This window comes from Terriglobia bacterium (assembly GCA_020073085.1).
GTDB lineage: Bacteria > Acidobacteriota > Terriglobia > JAIQFV01 > JAIQFV01 > JAIQFV01.
On record JAIQFV010000026.1, the window covers coordinates 1 to 23,477 of the forward strand.

Annotated in this window: 17 protein-coding genes, 2 tRNA genes, 1 pseudogene and 1 CRISPR repeat array; of the genes and pseudogenes, 8 read left to right on the plus strand and 12 right to left on the minus strand. The window is 55.8% G+C overall.

The annotated features are described in order from the left end of the window. Window positions 1-25: 25 nt before the first annotated feature. Window positions 26-1,573: direct repeats of the CRISPR family, unit length 37 nt; unit sequence GTTTCAATCCGCGCCCCGCTGAATTCGCGGGGCGAAC. A 196-nt stretch (window positions 1,574-1,769) separates the two neighbouring features. The 7 genes from cas2 to cas3 all read right to left on the minus strand — a co-directional run bounded on the left by cas2 (window position 1,770) and on the right by cas3 (window position 10,863). Further along, window positions 1,770-2,054 (minus strand): CRISPR-associated endonuclease Cas2, encoded by a 285-nt coding sequence (gene cas2 / locus LAO21_19260; protein MBZ5554862.1) that lies wholly within the window; start codon window positions 2,052-2,054, stop codon window positions 1,770-1,772. Between the two features lie 120 nt (window positions 2,055-2,174). Next, entirely contained in the window at window positions 2,175-3,200 is a 1,026-nt protein-coding gene (gene cas1c / locus LAO21_19265; GenBank protein ID MBZ5554863.1) for a type I-C CRISPR-associated endonuclease Cas1c, read from the minus strand. 245 nt (window positions 3,201-3,445) lie between these two features. Further along, on the minus strand, window positions 3,446-4,096 hold the full coding sequence (gene cas4 / locus LAO21_19270; protein MBZ5554864.1) for a CRISPR-associated protein Cas4: 651 nt from the start codon (window positions 4,094-4,096) through the stop codon (window positions 3,446-3,448). Window positions 4,097-4,229: 133 nt separating this feature from the next. Next, on the minus strand, window positions 4,230-5,246 hold the full coding sequence (cas7c, locus tag LAO21_19275) for a type I-C CRISPR-associated protein Cas7/Csd2 (protein MBZ5554865.1): 1,017 nt from the start codon (window positions 5,244-5,246) through the stop codon (window positions 4,230-4,232). A gap of 42 nt (window positions 5,247-5,288) precedes the next feature. Continuing rightward, a complete protein-coding gene (locus LAO21_19280; GenBank protein ID MBZ5554866.1) occupies window positions 5,289-7,346 on the minus strand; it encodes a type I-C CRISPR-associated protein Cas8c/Csd1 in 2,058 nt (685 codons plus the stop codon). Then, window positions 7,343-8,224 (minus strand): type I-C CRISPR-associated protein Cas5c, encoded by an 882-nt coding sequence (gene cas5c, locus LAO21_19285; protein ID MBZ5554867.1) that lies wholly within the window; start codon window positions 8,222-8,224, stop codon window positions 7,343-7,345. The genes LAO21_19280 and cas5c overlap by 4 nt, the downstream gene beginning before the upstream one ends. Continuing rightward, window positions 8,218-10,863, minus strand: a complete 2,646-nt coding sequence (gene cas3, locus LAO21_19290; protein MBZ5554868.1) for a CRISPR-associated helicase Cas3' — start codon at window positions 10,861-10,863, stop codon at window positions 8,218-8,220. The genes cas5c and cas3 overlap by 7 nt, the downstream gene beginning before the upstream one ends. Before the next feature lie 345 nt (window positions 10,864-11,208). On the opposite strand from cas3, the pseudogene LAO21_19295 reads away from it, so the two are divergent. Beyond that, a pseudogene (locus tag LAO21_19295) lies at window positions 11,209-12,345 on the plus strand (ISNCY family transposase). A gap of 484 nt (window positions 12,346-12,829) precedes the next feature. Here the strand turns inward: LAO21_19295 and ahcY are convergent. Beyond that, window positions 12,830-14,104 carry an adenosylhomocysteinase gene (gene ahcY / locus LAO21_19300; protein MBZ5554869.1) on the minus strand — a complete coding sequence of 425 codons (1,275 nt, stop codon included), beginning with the start codon at window positions 14,102-14,104 and terminating at the stop codon, window positions 12,830-12,832. 109 nt (window positions 14,105-14,213) lie between these two features. Then, on the minus strand, window positions 14,214-15,434 hold the full coding sequence (gene metK / locus LAO21_19305) for a methionine adenosyltransferase (GenBank protein MBZ5554870.1): 1,221 nt from the start codon (window positions 15,432-15,434) through the stop codon (window positions 14,214-14,216). A 162-nt stretch (window positions 15,435-15,596) separates the two neighbouring features. On the opposite strand from metK, the gene LAO21_19310 reads away from it, so the two are divergent. The 5 genes from LAO21_19310 (at window position 15,597) to LAO21_19330 (ending at window position 16,962) form a co-directional block, all read left to right on the plus strand. After that, entirely contained in the window at window positions 15,597-15,851 is a 255-nt protein-coding gene (locus LAO21_19310) for a glutaredoxin family protein (GenBank protein ID MBZ5554871.1), read from the plus strand. A gap of 208 nt (window positions 15,852-16,059) precedes the next feature. Continuing rightward, a tRNA-Val gene (locus tag LAO21_19315) sits at window positions 16,060-16,135 on the plus strand. Window positions 16,136-16,168: 33 nt separating this feature from the next. Next, a tRNA-Asp gene (locus LAO21_19320) sits at window positions 16,169-16,246 on the plus strand. A 149-nt stretch (window positions 16,247-16,395) separates the two neighbouring features. Beyond that, window positions 16,396-16,674 carry a DUF507 family protein gene (locus LAO21_19325; protein ID MBZ5554872.1) on the plus strand — a complete coding sequence of 93 codons (279 nt, stop codon included), beginning with the start codon at window positions 16,396-16,398 and terminating at the stop codon, window positions 16,672-16,674. Window positions 16,675-16,683: 9 nt separating this feature from the next. Further along, window positions 16,684-16,962 (plus strand): DUF507 family protein, encoded by a 279-nt coding sequence (locus LAO21_19330; protein ID MBZ5554873.1) that lies wholly within the window; start codon window positions 16,684-16,686, stop codon window positions 16,960-16,962. Window positions 16,963-17,311: 349 nt separating this feature from the next. Here LAO21_19330 and LAO21_19335 read toward each other — a convergent pair whose 3' ends face one another. Both LAO21_19335 and LAO21_19340 read right to left on the minus strand, forming a co-directional pair. Further along, window positions 17,312-17,938: a DedA family protein gene (locus LAO21_19335; protein ID MBZ5554874.1), complete on the minus strand. Its 627-nt coding sequence runs from the start codon at window positions 17,936-17,938 to the stop codon at window positions 17,312-17,314. 37 nt (window positions 17,939-17,975) lie between these two features. Beyond that, a complete protein-coding gene (locus tag LAO21_19340; GenBank protein ID MBZ5554875.1) occupies window positions 17,976-19,088 on the minus strand; it encodes an aminotransferase class V-fold PLP-dependent enzyme in 1,113 nt (370 codons plus the stop codon). Window positions 19,089-19,201: 113 nt separating this feature from the next. On the opposite strand from LAO21_19340, the gene LAO21_19345 reads away from it, so the two are divergent. Next, window positions 19,202-20,203, plus strand: a complete 1,002-nt coding sequence (locus LAO21_19345; GenBank protein ID MBZ5554876.1) for a M48 family metalloprotease — start codon at window positions 19,202-19,204, stop codon at window positions 20,201-20,203. A gap of 143 nt (window positions 20,204-20,346) precedes the next feature. Here LAO21_19345 and LAO21_19350 read toward each other — a convergent pair whose 3' ends face one another. Beyond that, entirely contained in the window at window positions 20,347-20,865 is a 519-nt protein-coding gene (locus tag LAO21_19350; protein MBZ5554877.1) for a peptidylprolyl isomerase, read from the minus strand. Window positions 20,866-20,996: 131 nt separating this feature from the next. Here LAO21_19350 and LAO21_19355 point away from each other — a divergent pair, with 131 nt between their 5' ends. Next, a complete protein-coding gene (locus tag LAO21_19355) occupies window positions 20,997-23,468 on the plus strand; it encodes a penicillin acylase family protein (protein MBZ5554878.1) in 2,472 nt (823 codons plus the stop codon). Window positions 23,469-23,477: the final 9 nt, after the last annotated feature.

A 23,477-nucleotide genomic window follows, 5' to 3' on the forward strand; every position in this document is an offset into this window, starting at 1 on the left:
ACCGAGACGGGAAACAATTCCGAATGTTTCAATCCGCGCCCCGCTGAATTCGCGGGGCGAACGAAAGACACTAACCCCAAAGTGTCACCCTATCCTAGTTTCAATCCGCGCCCCGCTGAATTCGCGGGGCGAACCAGTGCGGCGCGTCGCGGCCCCAAGTCATCCAGATCGTTTCAATCCGCGCCCCGCTGAATTCGCGGGGCGAACGTTGGATATCCAACTGGGTCACATCATGGTTGCCACGTTTCAATCCGCGCCCCGCTGAATTCGCGGGGCGAACGCAAACCGAATAACTGCCCGTCACCGTTTTATTTGTTTCAATCCGCGCCCCGCTGAATTCGCGGGGCGAACGAAGATCCTTGTTCAACACGCCAACTTTTTAATCGTTTCAATCCGCGCCCCGCTGAATTCGCGGGGCGAACAAATCACTGGTCTCGATGATGTACCTATGCCCGGTGTTTCAATCCGCGCCCCGCTGAATTCGCGGGGCGAACGTCAGTGGGGGGGCAAGCGCTCCCAAAACTCAGCGTTTCAATCCGCGCCCCGCTGAATTCGCGGGGCGAACTCCGTACGGCGGGGAGAGAAGCGAGGGCAACATGTTTCAATCCGCGCCCCGCTGAATTCGCGGGGCGAACATCGCCTGGCCGTTCACTCAACTCACCGTCAAAAAGTTTCAATCCGCGCCCCGCTGAATTCGCGGGGCGAACCTCGAACCATCGCGCGGTTCTATCTCTATGGCCTGAGTTTCAATCCGCGCCCCGCTGAATTCGCGGGGCGAACGTATCGGCGACACCGCCAAGGAAGGCCAAACCGCGTTTCAATCCGCGCCCCGCTGAATTCGCGGGGCGAACCACAGTCATGCGTTTATCAGGCTCGATACCCGCTATGTTTCAATCCGCGCCCCGCTGAATTCGCGGGGCGAACGAATTGATGGCATTCCTTGAATTCATTAGAGAGAAGTTTCAATCCGCGCCCCGCTGAATTCGCGGGGCGAACCTCTGACTTTTTGACAGATTCAACCGGAATCCTTGTGTTTCAATCCGCGCCCCGCTGAATTCGCGGGGCGAACATCTGTTTTTTGTACGCCGATCCGCCAAAGTACATGTTTCAATCCGCGCCCCGCTGAATTCGCGGGGCGAACGTATTAGGGCTTTGATTTCATCTTCACCCCCGATGTTTCAATCCGCGCCCCGCTGAATTCGCGGGGCGAACGTGAGTATCAAATGGCTCAGTCTGTTGTCATTAAAGTTTCAATCCGCGCCCCGCTGAATTCGCGGGGCGAACCCCCCCGGTATGTCACCCATGTATACGCCTCCGGGGTTTCAATCCGCGCCCCGCTGAATTCGCGGGGCGAACATGATCGACTCACACGCTAATTCGGGAGGAGTCATGTTTCAATCCGCGCCCCGCTGAATTCGCGGGGCGAACCTATGAAAATTCCGCTAGGACACCTAGAAGCCTATGTTTCAATCCGCGCCCCGCTGAATTCGCGGGGCGAACTTTGATGGTAAGGGATGCGACAAAAGGAGGAGTTATGTTTCAATCCGCGCCCCGCTGAATTCGCGGGGCGAACTATGGCCTTCCTAAGTGCTTCCTTTACCACATAATGCATTGCCCAGTTCGCGAACGGGGCAATTTATTGCACCTTGATCCGGGCTTATCGTGAAAATCATTGTCATAAAGATCTGATTTGCCGAGAATTGATCACTTCGCGAAACGTCCAGCACTTCGCCGCCACTTTGGGTTCGCGAGGCATGATTTCATTGCCATTACACAATGAGCGGTTCCTCGAGATCAATCGGTTTCTTGGTGCCATGATGCTCAAAGGTCACATCGGCGTCCAGGAAGTAAAATCGCAAGGAATCCTCTTTCTCGTTGATCTCCTCTAGAAGTCGAGCCCTCAACAGCACCCAGTTCTTCGCATCCACCTTGCATTCAAAGACCGAGTTCTGGACCCGCAGACCATAGTCCTTGCATGCCTGGGCGACCCGGCGCAACCGTCGCCGACCGGCTTTTTCAACCGTGGAGACATCGTACGTAATTAGGATAAACATTATCGGTCTGAGTTCGTTGTTTACAGCTTCCCTTCTTGGGTCGCCCGGCGCGGTTTCGTAGGGGCGCACTGCTGTGCGCCCCTACCAGCAATAAAACACATTGCTGCTGGTCCGGCGGGCTCACCGCAACACACACGGCAGATACTCCGGAATATCGCCCCGCAGATGGCGGGCCAGGATCCGGGCCTGAATAAGCATCAACTGTCCAATCCGGCACTGCTGTTCCAGGACCGGATGTTGCACGGTTTCCTGTTTTCGTGTCTGATATCCCGTAATGACGGCCTTTCGCCCGGTTGGGCTAAACTCCACCGCGCCGCCTTCACGCGGAGCAAAATCCTTCGGACCGATCTGTTTTCGATTGATCATGGTGATGGCCAACCGGTCGGCGAGAAGGGGGCGGAATTCCTCCATCAGATCGAGGGCCAGGGAAGGACGATTAGGCCGCTCTGCGTGGAGATAGCCGACAAACGGATCGAGTCCGGTGGCCGTCAGGGCGGCAATGCAGTCGTGGCGCACGAGGGCATACAGAAAAGAGAGCAGGCAGTTGACGGCGTCCCGGGGTGGGCGGCGGCTGCGCACGCGAAACGAAAAATCGTCCCGCTGTTGCCGCAAGTGGAAATCGAAGACCCCAAAATAGACATTGGCCCCCTGCCCTTCCATTCCCCGAATCTCATCGAGGTCTCCCACGTGCTCCAGCATGCGCAGCAACGACGCCAGGTCGGTGGCACAAGACTGCAGCCGATCTCGTTCTTCTGTTGCTGTCGTTTCCCGGGCAGAGCGCAACACACTCTGGCGTGAATTTTGCAGCTTGCCGGCGACGCATTGACGCGCAATCAGCGCCGAAGCCCGTCGATCATCCGCCACGCGGTACTGGGCGCGACGCAACAGCACGCTGGTGTTCGGCACCCCTTCCCAGCGGCCGATGAAGTAGCCGTTTTCGCTGAAGTAATTGATTGGCACCCCGTGCTCCCAGCACAACTCCGCGGCGGGAGGGCTCATCAGGCTGTGTCCGAAAATGCAGACCGATTCCAGGTGATGGATTGGAACCGCCAACTTCAATTCCTTCTCCACCTCTATTTTCAGAGTAAGGTGATCTCGGGAGACATAGGCCCCTTGAGTCGTGAGGTAAAGTGTGTTCTGTTTGATTTCCATAGTGTTCTCAACTCCGGCCTGAGATCCGTCCCAGCATTGCTCTGGTAGCCGGGATGAATCGGTCCGCCGGCTTTTTGGCGGACCGATTCATCCCGGGTTGTTCCGTGGGACCGCCAAGAGCCCGCGGTGGGGAAAGCATCCATCGCGGCTACCCGAGCTGGTCAACTGCGCAATTCTTGCCGACAAAACAGGGCCTTGCAGAATTGCCAAGCAGAGAAGCTCGGTTCCCACGTGCGGAATCACTCCGACCACAGAGCGCGTCGAAACTGTTCCTGCTCTTTGTGGCTCTGTGCTCGGGTGATTTCGGGAAGGCACACTCCGCGCAGCGAGCATCCCTCACAGTGCGGCAGCAACACCGCTGGGGGCACCCGGCCTTCCGCCAGCATCTTGCGCACACATTCGATGACGTAAACCGTTTCCGTCCTCAACCGGCCATCAAAAATGACATCACGCCGGCGCTTGCTTGCGGCGTGATAAATAAATCCTTGGGGCACCTCCACGCTGAACATTTCTTCGAGGCAAAGACCCTGGGCACAAAGTTGGATATCGTCGTTTTCGAAGGGCCGCTTCTTCCCTTTCTTGTATTCGACGGGAGTTGGCTTCCCGTCTCGCATCTCAACAATGTCCGCCTTGCCGACCAGGCCGTAGCGATTGGAAAAGAGCGGCAACGCCCGCAGCAACGTCACCGTGTTCTCGGTCTCGTAACCCGGGGCGTCGGTGTGCTCGTGCAGCAGCGTACCGAGGGCGGTGTGCTCATTGTCTCCGCGTAGACCCTCGATCAGTTTCAAGCCGGCACGCCTCGGACAAAAGGCGTAGTCGTTGAGCAGGGAGAGCGGGAAAGCCTCCGCCTGGTTTGGAACTTCCGAATTTGGGTTCTGCAATGTTATCACAGGGCTTCAAATCCGACTTGGCAAGCCATAAATCTGGCCTGACCGGCTACCGTTCTCAGCAAGTTGATGAAGGTTCAGCAATCCCCAGCTTTCACGAAAAGCAGAGCAGAGGGAGAAGGCCAAGGCGACCTTCCTATACGTTGTCAACTTCTTCTGCATTTACCGGAATGTTATTCAACAATGTGTGGAATATGACTTTCGGGAAACCGGCAACGTACTCGCCGTTCTTCGGCAGCGACGCAAAGCAATAATCCGTGACATTCCGGGGAATCACGTTGTTGTCGACCCGATTTGGCTTGGGGATAAGTTGGAACAATTGGTGAGATGGGGCGTTGCCCAACGAGTCGGTGTGCTCGAACACAAAGAGCGCTTGCGCGTGCATCTCGCCTCGGCTCGCGGAATGGTCGAACTCAAACATGTTCGCCAGGGCGCGATACAAAACTGCGAGATCGGCTGCCTTGAAGCCGGTTCCGCTGGTTTTGTTCAGGTCTTGAGACGCGAGGAAAGGATTGTAGAATCCGTGTAGCCGATACAGGCCGTAGTTGACCAGCGCCTTTCGCCCCATCTCCGTTTGCTTGCGCTCAAAATCTTCCTGGGTAGTGATCGCGATCCGGGTGATTGAGCAGTCCACTTGGAAAATGGGGTCAATTGAACGACTGAATCCGATCTGAATCGGCCCGCGGACCTGACCGGCGTTCGCGCCCGTGGACATGACCGCGCCAAAGCTGCGGATGTCATAGAAGTTGTCCATCATCCATTTCTTGGCGTGCTCCCGTTCCTCCCGGTTCCGCTCAATTTCCTTCTCCTTGCCAGTCTTCGGGTCGGCTTCCTTCTTTGCTCGGGGCTCCGCCTTGGCAATGAGGCTGTTCAGCGCCTCCGTGTTCTGGATAAAAATCCGGTACGGTGATTGGTTGTCCGCCCACATCTGGATCGTGTTGCGGATTTTTCGCTTGATGCAGACGTCGGTTACGAGCCCATGTTGGGTTTCGGGATCAATTCGCGGCAGGTTGCCAGCATCCGGGTCGCCGTTCGGGTTGCAGTCAAGCGCGTCAAAGAAGAATACGAACTCTTGGCGCCCGTTGACGGTTCTTGCGCCGAGCTGATCGAGCGTGTCGAGGTAAGCGTGTTTTGGCGTGTCCGGTTTTTTCATAATCTCCACCATTTGTAGTTTAAGGTTGTTTGATATTCACTTTCACTGAACAGCAGGCGCTTCTGACCCTTCCTCGTTCGGCAGATCAGCCAGCAGGGAAATGTCGAAGCGTGCCCGGTTCACGAAGTCTTCCAAGGCTTCCAATTCCTTTTTGTTCTCGTCAGGAAGCTCGCCCTTCTTTTGCTGCTTTTTGAGCTTCGCGTACCGCGAGACGAGAAAGAAGTATTGGCGCTGGTGGTGAAAGCCAAGAATGAATATTCCTGCCTTCTGGGGAGTCAGTGTCGGGGGATATGATTTGAGCTTGCTCAGGATTTCATCCAGCAGCTTTTCGAGCTGCTGGAACTTCGGGGGCAAATCCCGTTTGAGTTTGTTCAGGTGATGGCGGGAATTCCGATAAACGACCGGCAACACGCTGCAGGGCGCTGAGGATGCACTGCTCATGTAGCGGTCTGCCACAGTGGATTTGTGCTCGCTGTTGGACCATCGCATTGCGTCGTCGCAGACAGCGAGTAGGCGTCCGCAGTGGTATTCGGGTTCTCTTCGGTCCACGTCGAGACCGACATCAAATGGTTGTTCGTTGTTTTTCATAAGGCGATTCACCGTAAGGCGCAGTAGCGCCATCCGTTCTGGTTTGAGTTTGTAATCAGGTTCCAATTTGCCGGCAGCCCTTGCAGCAGCCGCGGCTTGTTCGTCTTTTAATGTTTGCGGGATGATCCGGACCCGATTGATGACCATTTGTAACACGGGCGGCGGGACCGACTTTCCCAAGAAGGCGCCTAGAAACAAACCGGTGGAAACAACCGGCGGAAACTTCCACTCGTCGCCGGGCTGATCAGGCTGCCGCACGGTCATCCGGCAAAGGCGGATGAGAGATAGCGGTTTGTAGTTCGGCCCGTACTCCCCGAAGCGATCTCTCAGGCCATCAAACCACGCCACCAGATTCTGCACGATATCCTTAATGTTGGTTTCGCTCCAGTACCGTATCAACGTGCGTAGCTTGCTGGAGCGCGAGAATCCGAGGATGTAGAACTTCCGCTCGGCGATCTCTCTGGGCAGTCCGCGCTGAACGCTTTGGAGAAGTTCCTTCACTGATTGAGGATCGGCTGTGCTGATTTTTCCAAAGTCGAACTCCGTCGGCTCTCTCGACCAGAAAGTGAACATCACCGGGGCAACGCTTTCTGGTTCGCCCGGTTTCGGTTTTCCATCGCGCAGAAGATAATGCGTGGCGGGATTCCTCAGAAGCACCTCGATCCCCCGAATAGCGGACTTCATGCATTCAAAACAAAGCGATGCGTTTTCACCGTCCTCGAACCCGTAGGAATGAAATGCATCCTTGCCGTAACAAATTAGATAGGTCTTTCCGCCGGGAAGCCCATCGAATTGGTCGAACGTAGGCACTGCAGGTTTCAGTTCTCCGCAGCAAATACAGGGCGGCTCGTTGCCTGCTTCTCCTGGCTTCTGCCGCTCCGCGTTGATAGCCACAAAGTGGCGACTCCAGAAGACACGCACATTTGTGCAGGCTTGGAAAACCGGCAGCAAGTTGTCTTCCGCAAGGCATACCGCTATCCGATCCTTCGGTTTCTTTACGGCGAATCTTCTTTCGGTGGTATCAACCTTAACGACTAGCTTGCCAGCGCCGCGAGACGGATTCCCATCCCACACGACCTGGATTTTGCCAGCAGCCAAGTTGTCGAAGAACTTCTTGATCGCTTGTGCGCGCCAGTCGTTTGGGAAGGCGTCAGCGAACTCTTTGACTCGGGCGACGTGCGAATCGCGGTTCTTCGATCCAAGCTTACTGTCGGAAATCCCAAAATAGTATTCCAGGTTGTCCGTAAGAAATTGCGGATTCCCGCCTGACGAGCGTGAATTGATCACTTCCTTGGGGACGCGGTGCAGCGGCGCAAACCTGTCCGGTTTCTTCTTCCCTTTTTCGTCGCGTTGTTCGACGCCTCGGTAATGCAGGTTAACGAAGTTCCCGCCACCATCGATCTCCAACAGCCAATGAATGGTTACATTGTCGTCGAAGGCATCGGCCACGATCCCTTGTTCTGCTGCTGGCTTGACGCTGTCCCCGTATTCCTTGAGGGCTTGCAGGATCATGGCTCAATTTCTCCTTTCTCGATTTCACGTTCGTGAATCCGATTGGCACGGCGGAGCACGTCTTCGCGGGTGTCCAGGCTGCCCTGCCTGACGACAGCGTCGAAAAACTTGGCGTACAGCCGATCGCCGTCGTTTGTATAAACTATGTCGTAAAGCATGCGGCCCAGCGGTTCGCCGACTTCGCCAACACCATAGGTCTTCAGCGCTTCTGAAGGCAACGGTTCACCAGCATCGTCAGTGACCTTAGCTTCAACAGGAGCGAATTGCACGCAAAGCTCGCGGCAGCCAAACGAAGGCCGATGGTAGCACTGCCCTTTCAGGACTCGTCGGGTGAAGGTAGCCTGGTATTTTCGGATGTTGTCAATTAGGCGCAGTCCACCAAACCGGCTTTGCAGTTTGGCCTTCTCCTTCTGGAGAACTATTTGAGCGAAGATATTGTAAGCCACGTCGGCGAGAGCCAGCATATTTCGTTGCGTGCAATTCTCTTCCTGACCAAGAAGTGGGCTGCTCTGGGTGATTTGCTTCTTGACATCCTTCTTCTCTCGATACCTGCCCTTAATGTCGGCGAGCAGATGCTCCACGGGTTCTTCGCCCGTCAGCCACTTGTCCTTGGCGCGGTTGAGATCAACGACCTTTTGCACTTCGTTTCGGCGAATGGAAACGAAGCGGAGCGGTCGAAGGACCTCGATGCGCGTGATGGCGAAGCTGAATTCAGGTTTGAACAGGATTGCCTCTAGAATGCCACGGGCAGCAGATGGCGTCATAACAGGGTAGGAAACTCGTTCGACTTTGAATTCCGGCCGTGTGAAGCAGGCGAGCGCACCCCACACTTTGACCGAGACTTCACCAAGCGGCGGTTTGTAGTATTGTTTTAGCATGCGAAATCCTGTGGCCAGTGGCCGTTGAGGTTGAGGCCGTATTCCGAATGATACGCGGTGGTGAAGAAAACGCCTGGAATGATTTCCTCAAAAAGCATTCTATAGGTACGGAACTCGTGCTCGTAGATGTTGACCTGAAAACGCCGGACCATCCGCATCACGCGCGACAGTCGGCCCGAAGTAAATTGCGTTGCGCGGATAAGGCGCTTGAGTCGTTGTACGGAATGGCGTCGCCCCGACCAGCCCACAAACACAGAGGTCGTCGGTGAATCAATCACTTGGAATGCTTTGGCAGTATCCTCAAAGGCCAAGCTGGGTCGCGAGTCCCGGTTTATCTTCCGGTCTCGGAAGTCCGGGTGAGTCGGCTGGTCGAGTGAATCCAGTCGAAAGAGCCGATCGTAGTAGCGGACAAATGTTTCCGGGTTGTCCAAGTCTTGCTTCCAAAACGAGGACTGAGTCTCGGTCGTTCCCTGCTGGTATATCGCGGACGGTGGGAGCTTCATTTTTTCCTCTCGCCCCTCGTCCTCCGGCGTGAACAGGACGACCCGGCCCTTCTGCGGGCGAACCCCGTGCCGGTTGCAACGACCCGCAGCTTGAACAATGGAATCCAGCGGGCCAACAGCCCGAAAAAGAACAGGAAAGTCAATGTCCACGCCGGCTTCGATACATTGCGTTGCCACAAGAGCGAATTTCTGCTCGGTTTTCAGCAGGTCGGCAGCTTCTTGCAAAATTTCCCGGCGGTGAGCAGGGCAAAGGTTTGTAGACAAATGGAGGACGCGAACGCCCCGCTTCAATAGTTCGCAGCAGAGCGCGTGGGCATGGCGCTTGAGGTTCACGACGGTCAGGCTCTGCGAACAGTCCTGGATCGCGTCGGCGATTTGTGGCCATGCGCTCAAGCCGGGCAGACTTTCTTCCCAATCGTAGTTCACACGAGAGGTGATGGTGAACGGGCGCGCTGCGTCGCTGATCCTGTAGAGCGGCGGGAATCGTTGCAGCGTTGCTTGGATTGGCTTGTTGTTTGGCAGGGCAGAGGCGTATTCGCCGAATCGGATCGCGCTCTGAACCGTCGCGCTGAAATCAGGGAGTGTCGCTGACATGAAGACGAAGGAAGTCCCTGCAAACTCAGAAAACTGCTGGAGCATTGCTAGGAGAGGCAGGAGAAGATGGCGAGGAAAATTTTGCACCTCATCAAAAATCACGACCGAGTTGGCAAGGTTATGTAGCTTGCGGCTAGTGGCTGGCGTGTCGGTGAACAGACTCTCAAAGAATTGAACCGTCGTAGTCACAATGATGGGGGCGGACCAGTTTTCTGCGGCCAGGTCCAGCGCAGTTGGATTGTCGTCGCCGACCGGCTTGGGAGAAGAAGTGGATAGGCTATGATGTTCAAGCACTGCCATCTGACCGAACGCCTCTCGGAATTCTTTCGCCACTTGGTCAATGATGCTGAGGTATGGCTCGACGACAATCACGCGTCGCAAGCCGTGCTTCTCCGCGTGGCGCAAAGCAAAGTTCACGGACGCGAGTGTCTTTCCGCCGCCGGTTGGCACGTTTAGAGTGAACATGCCTCGCGGAAGCTGCGAATCCCGCTCGCAGGACAACCGAACGGATTCGCGGAGGGTGCGGACTTCGTCCGATTGTTCGAGGGCCGATTTCTTGCCAATGAAGCTGTCGAGCATTCGGCACAATTCGGAAACAGTCGGTGCCTGCCTGCGGTAGTTTTCGCGGGTGTCAGCCTTGTATTGTTGAGTAAACCGTTCCGTGTCCAGCCGGTCAGCATCCACAAGCGCGGAGAACAACAGCCGCGTCAAGAACTCACAAGCGAGTGGATCTTTTCCTTGCGAACGCAGTGCTGGCCGATGGTTTGGCAAGTCCTCCAGATGCTCAATACCCCGTCGGAGTTGGTCGGCTTCGTGTGTCCCCCTGGTCTTGTCAAATTGCTCTTTGACGTCAGCAAGCGCAGTTTTGACCAACTCCATCGAAGGGCCGGCAACATTTTCCTGCCGCTGAATCCTTTCTTTATTCACAGCCATTCCATTCGGAAGGCCAGCGTGGTGACCACCAATAGCGAAGCTAGCGGCCATGAAACCGGCAGAGCCTCCACGTTGGCAAACGCTGCTGCCCGCGTAAGCATGAGGAGCTTCCTCCTCCAATCCGCGCAACATGAGTTGAAATTTGCGGCGGTATTTCCCGAGGTCGTGAAGCAAGCCAGCCAAGAAGCCTTCTTCGCCAAGCTTGAAAGCTTCGGCAAGCTTGCACGATTGTTCGGCGACGTTAATGAGATGGCTGGAAAGGGGCTGCCACCCGAGTTGAATTTCGGCCAGGTCTGCGAGTGTGTGCGACGCGCCAGTTCGTCTTGCAAACTCCTGTGCGGTCAGGCGCTCGTTTGCGAACTCCACGAACGTAAAAAGGTTTTCACCTTTCGAGGTTTTCAAAGTATGCGCGTAGAAGTTCATCTTCAGCTCATGCCTTCCCGCGGGCTGCACAGCCGCTGCTCGAACACCATATCCAGAAACGCGGGAATGACGTTGTTCTCGCTCACGCAGATTGAGGTGGTCTCCAGGAACAGACTGATATAGTACGGCAAGAAGTCTTTCCAGGCGAGACAGGGTGTGTAGAAGCATTGGCAACCCTCCAGCCAACCGTTGAAGGTATCTACGCGAGCATCCGCAGCGCATTGCCAATCCGGTGATACTTGTTTTTCGCCATTGGGGGCTCGGTTCCAAGCCACTTCAGGATAAAGCCGATTGGAACGGCCTACCTTATTTTCCGTTTGTACAAAAAAAGCCATGCTAGCTGTTGGATGGATAGATGGGGAAAAGCTACTACTTCGGGGCCTGTTGAACGCTCCTACCTTACTGCGAGCTGGACCGAAAAGCAAACTGATTCTTTAGCAGTGTCGTTAGTACATGATATGTCCGGTGTAAATGGCAAGTGAAGTGTCCGCTCAAAGCGGCGTAAGGTAGGGCTTTTGTCAGGAGGCCGACATGAAGCTCTACCCGGAGCGCGCGTTAAGGCGGGCCATGAAGATTCAAGAAGTGATCCTGAGGGCGATGGCGAAGAAGATTAACTGGATTCAAGCGGCGGAGATCATTGGGATCAGTCCGCGGCAGATGCGGCGGTGGGTGGAGCGGTATGAGGAATATGGGTATGACGGGCTGTACGACCGGCGGTTGGGGCAGCCGAGTCCGAAACGGGTGGCGGTGGCGATGGTGGAGCAGGTGCTGCGGTTATATCAAGACCGCTACTTTGATTTGAATGTGCGGCACTTTCACGAGAAGCTGAGGGAGGAACACGGGATTCCGCTAAGCTACAGCTGGGTGAAGAAAGCGCTGCAGGAAGCGGGCTTGGTGAAGAAGCGGCGAGCCCGGGGGGTGCATCGGCGGCGACGCGAGCGGCGGCCGCTGCCGGGCATGCTGGTGCACATCGATGGGAGTCGGCATCGGTGGTTTCAAGACGGGCGGTATTTCGATTTGATTGCGATTCTCGATGATGCCAGCAGCGAGATCTACTATGCGCAGTTGGTGGAAGAGGAGTCGACGCGGACGGTGATGGCGGGGTTGCGGGCGGTGGTGGAGGAACGGGGGATTTTCTGCGCGCTCTACAGTGATCGGGGCAGCCATTTCTTCGTGACGCCGAAGGCGGGCGCGGGGGTGGATCGGGAGCGGGTGACGCAGGTGGGACGGGCGCTGGGGCAGTTGGGGGTCCACATGATCGCGGCCTATTCTCCGCAGGCCCGGGGGCGCAGTGAGCGCAACTTCCAAACTTGGCAGGGACGACTCCCGCAGGAGCTTCGCTTGCGGCAGATCACGACGCTGGAAGAGGCCAATGACTTCCTGCGCCAGCACTACATCGCCGAATTCAACCGTCGCTTTGCGGTGAAAGCAGCGCAGCCCGGCACCGCCTTCGTCTCGGCGCGCGGGCGGAATCTGGATGAGATTTTTGCCGTGCAACAGGAGCGCGTGGTGAACGGCGACAACACCGTGCGGTTCGACAATCAAGTCCTGCAGATCGAGCCGACGCGTTGGCACCGCAGCCTGGCGGGCTGTCGCGTCATCGTCTTCGAGCACCTCGACGGAAGCCTGACGATCGGTTACGGGGCTCACCGCCTCGGCCCTTACGACCCCGCCCCGGTCGGCCCCATCGCCGTGCTGCGGCCTCGTCCCAAGCCGCTTGTGGAAAAGCCGGTGGATTCACAGAAAGAAAAAAAGAAGCAAAAAAAGAAAGAACCATGGCCTGATGGAAAAGTGGAAATCCCAAAAAGCGGGATTCCCACTTTCCCACAGGCCTCATCATCATCATTTCAACAAAAAGTACTCTCAACCTAAAAGCGGACATTTCACTTGCTAAAAAGAGCGGACATTTTAATTTGCTAACAACAACTGATTCTTTAGCAGGCCAGGTTTGTCACGTGTGCGTTATTTCCGGTGAACCCCCATTTGCTGGCGACCTGCGTTGCAGGGAGTTGTGCGCCCTCGGGAGCGCAGGGAATAAAAAACCCGGGCCAATGGACCGGGCTGTTTAACTACGAGGAGATTGTTTTCGTATTATCATCACGGGGGCGCACGTCTGTGCGCCCCTACGAGGAAGAACAAAGACAGCGGCTGTTTATGTTCCTTCACTCCAGGACGCGAGGTATTCGATCTGCTCGGGGGTCAGTGTGTCGATGGAAACGCCCAGGCTCTCGAGCTTCAGCCGGGCAATCTCTTTGTCGATTTCCTCGGGAACCCCGTACACTCTTTTCTCGAGTTTGCCGGCGTTGCGGGCCATCCATTCCGCCGAAAGGGCCTGGTTCGCAAAAGACATGTCCATGACGGAGGCGGGATGCCCCTCCGCACTAGTGAGGTTGATCAGTCGACCCTCACCCAACAAGAACAAACGCCGCCCGTCGGCCATCTTGTACTCTTCGACAAAATCACGCACCGTGCGCTTCGTTGCGGCCATCGACTCCAGCGCCGGGATTTCGATCTCCACATTGAAGTGGCCCGAATTGGCCAAGATCGCGCCGTCCTTCATCTTCTCAAAGTGCTCTTTGCGGATGACCAGTTTGTCACCGGTCAAGGTAACGAACACGTCGCCTCGCGGCGCCGCCTGGGCCATCGGCATCACCTGGAATCCATCCATGACCGCCTCGATCGCTTTGGTGGGATCGACCTCGGTCACAATGACATGGGCGCCCATCCCCTTCGCCCGCATCGCGACCCCGCGGCCGCACCAGCCATAGCCGGCCACCACGAAGGTGGAGCCGGCCAGCAGGATGTTCGTAGCCCGGATAATCCCGTCAATCGTGGATTGGCCGGTGCCGTAACGGTTGTCAAACAGATGCTTCGTTTGGGCATCGTTGACCGCGATGATCGGGTATTTCAGGGCGCCATCCCGAACCATCGATTTCAACCGGATGACACCGGTGGTGGTCTCCTCGGTTCCGCCCACGATATTCGCCAACAGGTCAGTTCGCTTGGAATGAAGAACGCTGACCAGATCAGCCCCGTCATCCATCGTCATGTGAGGTTTGTGATCCAGCGCTGACGTAATATGGGAATAATAGGTGGCGTTGTCCTCCCCCTTGATGCAAAAGCTCGGAATTCCATGGTGCACCACTAAGGAGGCGGCGACGTCATCCTGCGTGGACAAAGGATTGGAAGCACACACGACGACCTGCGCTCCTCCGGCCTTTAGGGTCAATGCCAGGTTCGCGGTTTCGGTGGTGACGTGCAAGCAGGCCGAGAGACGGAGGCCTTGGAGCGGTTTCTCGGCCTCAAACCTTTTGCGGATCAGGCGCAGGACCGGCATCTGCCGCTCCGCCCATTCGATGCGATTGCGTCCCTTTTCGGCAAGCGCGGCATCCTTGATATCGCTTTTCACTTTGACTGTTGTGCTCATGAGGACTCCTGAAATGAAAAAAGAGGGACAGACACCTGCTTTGCTGCCATTCCTACGAAGCTGCTTAAGAAAAGGTGTCTGTCCCTATCTCGAGATCGATCCTGAATTGCTAAGCTTTGGCCCCGACGGGGAGATCCAGTCTCGCGCCGGTGCGCAGTGCTTCGGCCTTGTTCGTTTGCTCCCAGGTGAAATCCTTTTCCGATCGACCAAAATGGCCGTAGGCGGCAGTCTTCTTGTAGATCGGGCGTCGAAGATTCAAGTATTCAATAATCCCGCGCGGACGCAGTGGAAATGTCGTCCGGACCAAATCGCAGATCTTTTCGTCGGCGATTCTCCCCGTGCCGAAGGTATCGACCATCACCGAGACGGGATCTGCTACGCCGATGGCATACGCCACCTGAATCTCAACCCGTGAGGCCAATCCGGCGGCCACAATGTTCTTGGCGATGTGTCGTCCCATGTACGAGGCGGATCGATCCACCTTGGTCGGATCTTTTCCTGAGAACGCGCCGCCCCCGTGATGCCCCATGCCGCCGTAAGTGTCGACAATGATCTTCCGTCCCGTCAGTCCGCAATCCCCTTGGGGGCCGCCCACGACAAACCGGCCCGTCGGGTTGACGAAAAACTTCGTGTTCTGGTCGAGGAATTGAGCGGGAATCACAGTCTTGATCACATGCTCGATGACCTCGGCCTTCAAATGTCCATGTTTGATTTCAGGATTGTGCTGCGTGGAGACGACGACTGCCTCGATCCGCTGGGGTTTTCCATTGGAGTATTCCACGGTGACCTGCGACTTGCCGTCCGGCCGGATGTAATCCAGGATCTTCTTCTTACGAACTTCAGCCAGACGCATCGTCAGCTTATGCGCCAGCATAATGGGCATCGGCATCAGTTCCGAGGTTTCATCGCAAGCATAGCCGAACATCAACCCCTGGTCTCCCGCCCCCTGTTCCCCACTGTCTTTGCCCTCGGCGGCTCGTTCGTCGACGCCCTGGGCGATGTCGGGGGATTGCTTGTCGATGGAGGTGATCACCGCACAGGTGAGATAATCAAAGCCATAAGAGGCGTCGGTGTAACCCACCCCCTCAATCGTGTCCCTGACGACCTTAGGGATGTCGACGTAATGGGTCGTGGTGATTTCACCCGCTACCATGGCCATCCCTGTGGTGACCAGGGTTTCGCATGCCACCCGCCCCGTCGGGTCATTTCCTAGGATGTCATCTAAAACCGCATCCGAAATCTGATCCGCAATCTTGTCGGGATGCCCTTCAGTTACTGACTCGGACGTAAAATAGTATTTCCCTTGCACTCGAAAATCCTCCTTCACCATACGGTTTAACAAGTATCTTTGGAGTCGATGTCCTTGGGTGACCCCTGGCGCGGGGGTTCAAACCGCAGACAATAACACAGCGCTCCACGGGGGTCAACAATCAATTGTGCTACAATCAATTGTGCTACAATTCGCTCTCCGTACGGTCCCGAAAGGGTGTTCATGAGGATTCAATTACTGGGCAAACCCGGCTGCCATCTCTGCGACGATGCCAAGAGAGTTGTCCAGATGGTGTGTGCCGCCCTCGCCCTCCCCTGGGAGCAGATTAATATCGAGGACGACGCCGACCTCTGCGAACGGTACAAGGACGAGATCCCGGTCTTGCTGCTTGATGGGAAAAAGACCTTCAAGTATCACATCGAAGAGAAGGCCTTGCGCACATCCTTGCTCCGGAAGAGCAAGGTGATGCGGGAATGACGGACGGAAAGGAGTAGCTGTTCCGCCTCGGAGGGTTTCTTGACACGTTTCGGGGCCTCGTGTAATATCCCCTGCGGCCAATGCTTGAATGCTTGAGAGACTTGTAATGCGATGCCCAGGTTCAGCATGAGTTTGGTGGGTGGAACGGCTAACAAGTCCCGGATCTGAGAAATGAGAAATCAGCTCTCCCGCGGAGCGGAGAAGCTCAGGGCGGTTAGCTCAGTTGGTAGAGCGCATCCCTTACAAGGATGAAGTCACAAGTTCGAGTCTTGTACCGCCCACCAGTCTTCGGTCAAGGGATCGAAGAAGGACGGTAAGGGGACGTAGCTCAGTTTGGTTAGAGCGCGTGCCTGTCACGCACGAGGTCGCGGGTTCGAGCCCCGTCGTCCCCGCCATTGTCTTAAACGGTTGGAGCAAGACCCGGTTTCTTAACACCCGAGACACCCGTATGAGTTGCGTCGGTTGATTTCACGCCCACGGATTGCCCTTTGACGGAGGCTACACGGGTTTCGGCTCGGTAGCCTTTTTTATTGGATTTTGAACCATGCAGCTTGCCAAAGAATTTGTTTCCCACATGGCTTTCGAGATCGTCGACAAGCTGATTGAACGCGATATGATTGAAGCACGCGATCCGGATCAGCTCGTCGTGACCTTTCGGGACATCATCCTTGAGGAACTGTCCATGGAAGACAAGCTGAACGAGGAGGTTCGCGCCCTGCTGAATCAGCATTCCGACACGATTCGACAGGATGGGATCTCGTACCAGGAAATGTTCCGGAAAATCAAGACGAAGCTGGCGCGAGAGCGCAAGATTGTCCTTTAGGAAAAAACGATGAAGCTCTCCCGGGAGAAGATTATTCACACCTCGCATCTGCTGGTGGACCGACTGGCGGAGATTGAGAACGTGGATTTTCTTGAGGACCGCAACACCATTCGCCAGGAGATCTTCAAAATCATGGAACAATTGATGAAGGACGAAGAAACCATCGAGGGGGCGGCCCGCAACAAACTGATGTCTCAGAAACGGCAGATCCCTGAAGGAAGCCAGGAATGGGATATCCTTCTGCGGAAATACTATCAGGAGGAACTCAAGAAGTTGGGCATTCTCTGAGTTCAAAGTTCAAAAAAGCCGGTCCAAGGTCCCAAGTCCAAGGTCCAAAGTTGAAAGCCCAAAGTCCAAGAAGACAGTTCAAAGTTCAAAGCCTGCAATCCCACCTTTTTCGGGTCTGACTTCCGGCCTCCGGCTTCTGACTTCTCACTTCCAACTTCGAAAGAGGGCGCACCTCTATGCGCCCCTACTGAACAATTCCAACCTCTGGTTTCCGGCTCCGACCTCCGATTTCCTGCCTCCGGCTTCCAACTTCTGACCTCTGACTTCCGACTTCCAACTTCTGACCTCTGACTTCCGACTTCCAACTTCTGACCTCTGACTTCCGACTTCGGGCTTCCGGTTTCCGGCCTCAGGCTTCTTTTCCCCATCCCCTCCCCCAGTGCCGCTTCACGAAGAGCACCAGCCCCAGGACGATCAACGCCCCCAACACGAGATCCAGGCGGTGAAAGTAGGCCCGGAGCTTTGTCCATTGCGATCCCAGTTTCATTCCCGCAAAAGCCAACAACAAGCACCATGGCAGGGAGCCGACAAAGGTATAAAGGTGGAATCGAAAGAGATTCATTCGAACGACACCGGCCGGAAACGCAATGAAGGTGCGGATCACGGGAAGCAGACGGCTGAAAAAGACGGTGGCTTCTCCATATCGGTTGAACCAGCGATCTGCCCACTCCAGATCTTTGGGGGAAAGCAGCAGGTATCGTCCGTATTTCTCAATGAGCGGTCGCCCTCCATGCGCGCCCACATAATACGCCGCGGCCGACCCTAAATTGCACCCGACCGCTCCCGCCAGGCCCACCAGCCAGAAGTTGAACCGGCCGGTAAAGACCAGGTATCCTGAAAAGGGCATGATGACTTCCGAGGGCAACGGGATGCAGGCGGATTCGATGGCCATCATCGCCATAATCCCCCAATACCCCAACGAAGAGATCGAAGCAATGATAAAGAGGCTGAGCTTTTCGAGAAGTCCAGTAATCATTGGAAGAGACGGTCCTCGCCGTTTCTAACCGCGGCGTTCAGGGTAAAACCTTTAGGATCTGGTCCATTTCATCATGGGTGTTATAGAAATGGGGGGCGACTCGGATATAGCCGCCTCTCAGAGCGGTCGCAACGCGGGCCTCCTCCAGACGATGAAAGATCGTGCGTATCTCGGGTCCCCGAACCCCCGGACGGAAGGAGACAATCCCCGAGGCCTCTCCTTCGGTTCGGGATCCCAGGACGGCATATCCTTTTGAGGTAAGGCCCTCGTACAAATGAGAGGTTACGTCGAGAATCTGCCGGGAAATGTTCTCAATCCCGACTTCAAGGAGCAAGTTGAGGGCAGCGGCCAGGCCGTAAATTCCGATGGTGTTCAACGATCCAGATTCATACCGCAAGGCGCCATGGCGGTAATTCAGTTCGCGCCGGGTGAAGTCGCTGAAATGTTCAACGTTCATCCAGCCCAGCGTCGGCGGTGTCACCTGATCGACGATTCGCTTGGACACGTAGGCCACGCCAGTCCCCTCCGTCGAAAGCATCCATTTGTGGCCGTCGGCAGAAAGGAAGTCAATCTTCTGTTTTTTCACATCAATTTCGAAGGCCCCCATCCCCTGGATGGCGTCCACACAAAAAATGATGCCGCGGCTCCGGCACATCTCTCCGAGGGCTTCGAGGTCGATCCTAAACCCGCTCAAATATTGGACATAACTGACCGTCAGGATCCGGGTGCGGGCATCGAGTACCCGTTCGATGTCTTGGAGGTCAACCCGGCCGTTTCGTTCAGGAACGGTCACCAATTCCACGCCGTGTTTTCTCAGGGCGAGCCAGGGGTAGACATTGGCCGGAAACTCCGTGTCAATGGATACAACCTTCTCGCCCCCTTTCCAGTCTAACCCATTGGATAAAAGGGAGAGTCCGTCGGAGGTGTTTTTGACGAAAGCGATTTCATCCGGGTCGCTGTTGATGAGACGGGCTGCCAGTTCGCGGGCGTGGTCGACGGTTTTTCCCCAGGACTTCCAGTGTACCGCACCAAATTCGTTGAGGTCGGTCAAGACGCCTTGAATGGCGTTGGCGACGCGAGTCGATACGGGCGCGACTGCCGCATGGTTGCAATAGATCCAATGCCGGGTTACGGGGAATTCTTGGCGCATGGTTTCGAGATCAAGAGTCAAAGAAATGGCCTCCCGCCAGCTAGAAAAAAGAACCTTGCTTACCCGAAAACGCGATATAATAGCACGACAGCCCAAAGAAGGAGACATGGACCATGAATGAACGATGGGCCAGAAGAATAGTGATTATTGCCTTGGTGTTTTCGATCAGCACGCCTCCTTTGTGGGGTGCTGACAAAAAACAAAAGGACGACATCAACAATATCGGCAATCGCGATGTGGGTAAAGGGATGAACCGATACTCCATCGAAAAAGAGATTGCACTGGGAAAGTCCCTGGCCCAGGAAGTCGAACGCACCTCAAAGGTCGTTGATGACCCTATCATTGCCGAGTACGTTAACCGCGTCGGACAGAACCTCGTCAAGCACTCGGACGCCCAGGTCCCGTTTACGATTAAGGTGATTGACTCGGACGAAGTCAATGCCTTCGCCTTGCCCGGCGGGTTTTTCTTTGTGAACACCGGCCTGATCCTTGCCGCAGAGAATGAGTGCGAGCTGGCGGGGGTCATGGCGCATGAAATTGCCCACGTTGCCGCACGTCATGGGACCCGGCAGGCCACGCGGGCGGAAGTCGCCAATTGGGCGACCCTGCCACTGATTTTTCTCGGCGGTTGGGCGGGATACGGAATTCGGCAGGCCGCCGGTTTGGCCCTCCCCCTGGGGTTCCTGAGGTTCAGCCGGGGATTTGAAGAAGAAGCCGACTATTTGGGCGTTCAATACATGTACGCCGCGGGTTATGATCCCAATGGAATGGTGACATTCTTTGAGAGGATCCAGGCGAAAGAAAAGCACAAGCCGGGCGCCGTCTCAAAAGCTTTCTCGACCCATCCTCAGACTCCGGACCGCATTGAACGCGCCCAGAAGGAGATCGCTCAGCTCCTCCCCTCGAAGGAGGCGTATGTTGTTACCACCTCCGATTTTGACTCCATCAAGGGCCGTCTGCAGGGGATCGAGAACCGGCGGACCGTGGAAGAGGCCAAGAGCGACCGGCCTACCTTGAAGCGGAAGACCTCGGGCGATGTCACCGACGTCGACGAATCAGGTGATAAGAAGAAGACCGAGGACGAAGCTCCGCCCACGCTGAAACGGCGGAATTAGAGATCAGAGTTTGAAATGCCATCTGAAGGGGCCCTGCATTCCGGGGCCCCTTTTCATTTTCCGCCTACCGCTCCCGCTGCCCATTGCCTGATCTGCTGCCGGAGTGAATCCGTTGACAGCCGCCCCCTTCCGGGGGCCGGAACTCATTGGACAGTCACCTGCCGCATCACATCACCCTTCGTGATCTTTCGAACCACATCCATCCCTGAAATCACCTGTCCAATGACGGTATATTTTCCGTCCAAGGCCGAGTGCGGAGACAGGCAAATGAAGAATTGGCTGTCGGCGCTGTCGGGATCTTTGCCTCGTGCCATGGAAACCGTGCCGGTTACGTGGCGCTTGGAGTTAAACTCCGCCTTCAACTTTACGCCCGAGCCTCCTGTTCCATTCCCTTTAGGATCCCCGCCCTGGACCACAAAATCAGGCTCGACCCGGTGGAAGGTGAGTCCATTGTAGAATTTCCCCCGGATCAACTCGACCACCCGGGCAACGGTGTGAGGTGCGGCACCCGGAAAGAGTTGAATGACGATGTTTCCCTTGTCCATGTGAATGGTCATGCGGTACTGAAGGGGTTTGGGGACAGCCCCGGAGGAGACTGCGCCGGCGATGCCACTGAGGATGAGTATCAAAAGGATTGCGAAGGGTCGCAAGCCAGTCCGCATTTGTCCTGTCCACATGGGAGAGGCTCCTCCTCGGGAGGATTTCAGATTGCAAAGCGCGAAGGCATTGTTTAAGATGCGCCGTTCATCACAGGGCTAGATCCATCGTCCCCGAGCATTCTACCGGAGAAGAAATGAAAATCGTCAAAATTTTCGCCGTGCTTGTCTTCCTGTTGATGGCATTGGTGGCCGGACTTTTCGGGTACGGATACTGGCTGGCCCGGAGATCATTGCCCTCGTTGGAAGGATCGTTCAAGGTGCAGGGGCTTGCCGCTCCTGTCACTGTTTACCGCGATGCCGTCGGCGTGCCACATATTTTTGCTCAATCCACGGAGGATGTGGCCTTCGCTCAGGGCTACGTCACCGCCCAAGACCGTCTCTGGCAAATGGATGTATTTCGCCGGAACTCACTGGGTGAACTCTCGGAGGTGTTGGGTGAGCCCACTCTCCGCCTCGACGAGGAGCATTGCCGGTTGGGTTTCCGCGAGGCCGCCTCTCGAACCCTGGATGAGATGGATCCGGCCTCCCGACGATTCCTGGATCGCTATGCCGAAGGCGTGAATGCGTTCATGAGCACACATCTCGATCAGCTTCCCATTGAGTTCCGGATTCTGAGGTACCGGCCGCGACCGTGGAATTCTGTGGATTCTCTATCGATCGCGTTGATGATGGCGGAGACTCTGAACCATACCTGGGAACGGGACATCTTCCGGGCGCGGTTGCTTGAGAAGTACGGGTTGGGAATCCTGAATGATCTCTACCCAACCCATTCGAAATATGAAATACCTCTCGTCGGGATCGACACCGGAGTGCAAGGGGACGCCCCATCCCTTTCGATGCTCTCCCTGCAGAATATGAACCGAAACGCCGGCCTTCCTCCCCGGATGACTTCCGACTCGGTCCGTCCCTCAGAATCCTCTGCGTGGAGCGCTCTGCTCTGGGCCTGGGCACCGGAACGGAGTCAGCAGTCTGTGGTGGAGTTGTTGACACAGTGGAATGATGCCGGCGAGGACTTTCTTGTGGGAAGTAACAATTGGGTGGTCAGCGGAGCGCATTCCGCAACCGGGAAGCCGATTCTGGCGAATGATCCGCATCTTGCCCATTCGATTCCTTCCATTTGGTATCAAACGCATTTGCGGACACCCGATCTCAATGTCATCGGGGTGTCCCTTCCCGGCGCCCCCAGCCTCATCATTGGTCATAACGAGCACATCGCCTGGGGCATGACCAATCTCAATCCCGACGTCCAGGATGTCTACGTCGAGCAATTTGACTCGGACCAGGGAACAAGATACCTGGCGAATGGCGCTTGGGTTGACGCTGAAATTCGAAAGGAAACGATCAAGATCAAGGGAAGACCTGACAAGATCTTGTCGGTCCTTGTGACGCGTCATGGACCGGTTGTGCGACGCGTGGGCCAGACCGGTTTTGCCTTGAAATGGACCGCGATCGAACCCCATGGAATCGGGTTCCCATTTCTTAAATTGAATTCGGCGTCAAATTGGGGAGAATTTACGACGGCGTTGAAAGAGTTCTTGGGACCGACGCAGAATTTTGTCTATGCCGACAAGGAGGGCAACATCGGGTTTTATGATGCGGGCAAAATCCCCATTCGACGCAGCGGTCTCGGCAATGTCATTCTCCCGGGGAATTCGGATCAATACGAATGGGTTGGATACATCCCCTTTGATGAGCTTCCTCATTTGTTTAATCCTCCGGACGGCATCATTGCCACCGCCAACCAGCGTATTACCGGTGACAGCTATCCTTATTTCATCACCAGCGACTGGGAAGAGCCTTACCGGTTCGCGAGAATTCATCACCTTCTAAGCTCAGGAACAAGATTCACGGGGAAAGATTTCTTGCGGATCCAGGGAGATGTTTACTCGGAAGCCAATCGGGGTTTGGCCGATCGGGTAATTCGAGCGTCTAGTCATGTGGTCCCCGGCGATACGGTAACCAAAGCCGCCCTCGAGCGTCTCAAATCGGGAGACTTCATCGCAACTCCAAACAACATCGAGACGACCCTCGTCGAATATCTCCGGACCCAGCTGGAAGAGACTCTCCTGAAAGGCGTCCTTGGAGAAGAGTGGAGGGATTACCGGTCGGGCATGAAGTCGATCTTCCTCGAAAACCAGTTGACGGAACAGTCCCCCCGCTGGCTGCCAAAAGAATTTAAGAACTATGACGAACTACTCATTCGCTCGTTGGAGCAGGTGTGCCAACACCTGCAATCAGTTTATGGGTCCTCAGATTTGTCTGAATGGGTCTGGGGAAGGCGGTACCCGCTCCTGTTTCGACATGTGCTGGGGCGGGTTTGGCCGCTCGATCGAATTCTCAATGTCGGGCCCTTTCAACAACCGGGAACCAAGCAGACGGTCAAGCAAACCGATTCGCTTATAGGACCGTCGATGCGCATGGTTGTTGACTTTGCCGACTTCGATCACTCTTTCAACAACCTCACCCTGGGGGCCTCGGGGCAGGCCTTCAGTCCGCATTACTCCGACCAAACCTCTCACTGGCTTGACGCCAGCAGCTTTCCCATGCATTTCAGCGACGAGGACGTCAAGCGGAGCGCCGTAAAGATCCTGACGCTGCAGCCGTGATGAAATAAG

Coding starts and splice junctions, on each gene's coding strand:
- cas2 (MBZ5554862.1), bottom strand. CDS start 2,054: ATGTTTATCCTAATTACGTACGATGTCTCCACGGTTGAAAAAGCCGGT.
- cas7c (MBZ5554865.1), bottom strand. CDS start 5,246: ATGAAAAAACCGGACACGCCAAAACACGCTTACCTCGACACGCTCGAT.
- LAO21_19280 (MBZ5554866.1), bottom strand. CDS start 7,346: ATGATCCTGCAAGCCCTCAAGGAATACGGGGACAGCGTCAAGCCAGCA.
- cas5c (MBZ5554867.1), bottom strand. CDS start 8,224: ATGCTAAAACAATACTACAAACCGCCGCTTGGTGAAGTCTCGGTCAAA.
- ahcY (MBZ5554869.1), bottom strand. CDS start 14,104: ATGAGCACAACAGTCAAAGTGAAAAGCGATATCAAGGATGCCGCGCTT.
- metK (MBZ5554870.1), bottom strand. CDS start 15,434: ATGGTGAAGGAGGATTTTCGAGTGCAAGGGAAATACTATTTTACGTCC.
- LAO21_19310 (MBZ5554871.1), top strand. CDS start 15,597: ATGAGGATTCAATTACTGGGCAAACCCGGCTGCCATCTCTGCGACGAT.
- LAO21_19325 (MBZ5554872.1), top strand. CDS start 16,396: ATGCAGCTTGCCAAAGAATTTGTTTCCCACATGGCTTTCGAGATCGTC.
- LAO21_19330 (MBZ5554873.1), top strand. CDS start 16,684: ATGAAGCTCTCCCGGGAGAAGATTATTCACACCTCGCATCTGCTGGTG.
- LAO21_19335 (MBZ5554874.1), bottom strand. CDS start 17,938: ATGATTACTGGACTTCTCGAAAAGCTCAGCCTCTTTATCATTGCTTCG.
- LAO21_19340 (MBZ5554875.1), bottom strand. CDS start 19,088: ATGCGCCAAGAATTCCCCGTAACCCGGCATTGGATCTATTGCAACCAT.
- LAO21_19345 (MBZ5554876.1), top strand. CDS start 19,202: ATGAATGAACGATGGGCCAGAAGAATAGTGATTATTGCCTTGGTGTTT.
- LAO21_19350 (MBZ5554877.1), bottom strand. CDS start 20,865: ATGCGGACTGGCTTGCGACCCTTCGCAATCCTTTTGATACTCATCCTC.
- LAO21_19355 (MBZ5554878.1), top strand. CDS start 20,997: ATGAAAATCGTCAAAATTTTCGCCGTGCTTGTCTTCCTGTTGATGGCA.